This is a genomic window from Rhodococcus sp. BS-15, from assembly GCF_000813105.1.
Taxonomy (GTDB): domain Bacteria; phylum Actinomycetota; class Actinomycetes; order Mycobacteriales; family Mycobacteriaceae; genus Rhodococcoides.
Genome location: NZ_BAOX01000520.1, coordinates 1 through 1701 on the forward strand (window position 1 = coordinate 1; position 1701 = coordinate 1701).

1 protein-coding gene and 1 pseudogene are annotated in these 1701 nt (G+C 64.8%); both read left to right on the plus strand.

Going from position 1 to position 1701, the window contains the following annotated elements; genetic code table 11:
* Positions 1–878: pseudogene (locus tag RHBS_RS29420) on the plus strand (hypothetical protein); the annotation flags it as partial.
* Positions 879–1078: 200 nt separating this feature from the next.
* Positions 1079–1701, plus strand: a 623-nt coding sequence (locus RHBS_RS27545; RefSeq protein WP_128646919.1) for a hypothetical protein, incomplete at its 3' end; no start/stop codon positions are given.

Genomic DNA, 1701 nt, shown 5'->3' on the forward strand with positions numbered 1-1701 from the left:
TGCAGTCCTACGGTTCAGGGCAGCCGGGCCCGGCTCACTACAACACCGGTGGCGCGCCACCGGCCGGAGGGGGCGACGGACGGATCAACCACATCCCCACGCCGCCGCCGACGGCAGCCGCTGCCAACGCCGAAGCGGCCGTGATCCTCTCGGGTCTGCCCGCCAGCGAAGTCCGCGCGCATCAGGTGCTCGCTTCACTGCGGAAGCAGCAGAGCGTCAACGAGTTCGTCACCCCCACAGCAGTGGGTGTCTTCAAACGAGGTGATGTGGCCGAGCTGATCGTCGCGACGGCCGACGGCGTCAGCTACTTACCCGAAGGGGCGGGGCTGCCCGAAGGTGTACGACTGATCACCGATTTCGAGTTGCCGGCGGGGTTCTACCGGCATTGGAGTGGGTACTTCTCGCCGGTCGCCAAACTCGCCGCCTTGTCCAAGGATGCGGGGCATCGAGTCGGCACCCTGACGCTCGCTCTCGCGTCCGAGCCGGATCGCGTACAGAACGACGGTGTCCAATCTTTCGTGCAGACGGCGGATCAGTTCCTGCAGTTGAGCAATGGTGGAGCGTTGGCCCCAACAGTGCGAGGCAGGGCTCAGTCCGCCGCGCAGCCCTCGCAGGAAGAGCGGCAGGCCGTCGCAAGCCTGGCTGCAGAACAGGACATTCGCGCCGAGGACTACAACGAGTGGGCGGCACAGGTGCACGCCGCACGCTGGTACGACCCAGAGCATGCCGACGAATACCGAATGGCGTGGGTCAGGTTCCTCGTGTGCGGAGCATTGCGGGCAGAAAGTCACCCAACCCCCGACGAGGCGGGGCTGGGGTACGCGATCGCCGAGTTGCGTCGTGCTGTGATGGCCGCACCCGTGGGGACCGAGCGCTGATTCCGTAGTCAACCGGCTCGGTCGTAGCGGGCTGGAGACATAGTCCAGTCCGCTACGCGAAAGCGTTGTGTCCCAATGCCGTGAGCGATTTCGGCGATTGCATCGGCCGGTTACATACCGAACACGAAACTATGCGGTATTATCACACAATGAAGTCCTGGCGATCCGGCAGAGCGACGTGGCATAGACGAGTCGCCCTGGTGACTGTCGTCTGCCTCGGCGTACCGACGCCACTTGCCTCCACGGCGCTCGCGGCACCGTCATCTACGCCGACCACAGAGATCAAGCCGACGTCGGAGATCGTCGTCGGTCAGGCAGCGTGCACGCTGGGATTCGTCCTCGCCGGTTCCGACGGCATGGCCGAGGGCTTGACTGCCGCGCACTGCGGGGAAGTCGGTCGTACCGTCACTACTGTCGACGGCACACCCATCGGTACCATCGCCGCTCATGGTCCCGCGGGCGCGGACATAGCCAGGGTGGACATCGCGACGTCGCTGACTGTCTACGCGCAAGTGGGCACGATCGGATCGGTGCACGACGTCATCGACGTCGCCACCCTCAACACGCAACGTCCACTGCTGTGCAAGCAAGGGATCACGACCGGTCTGAGCTGCGGTCCGTTGGTCGGCAAGGCCACCGAGGGGTACATGACGTTCGCGGCCGCGACCGAACACGGCGATTCGGGATCGCCGGTCTACGCGCTGACACGAAGCGGAGAATTGGTCGCAGCAGGGATCCTGGAGGGCTCGGAAGTCGACAACCCTGCAATTGCCGTCGCTACGCCGGTGAAACCGTTCATCGAACTATGGAGAATGAGCGTGCC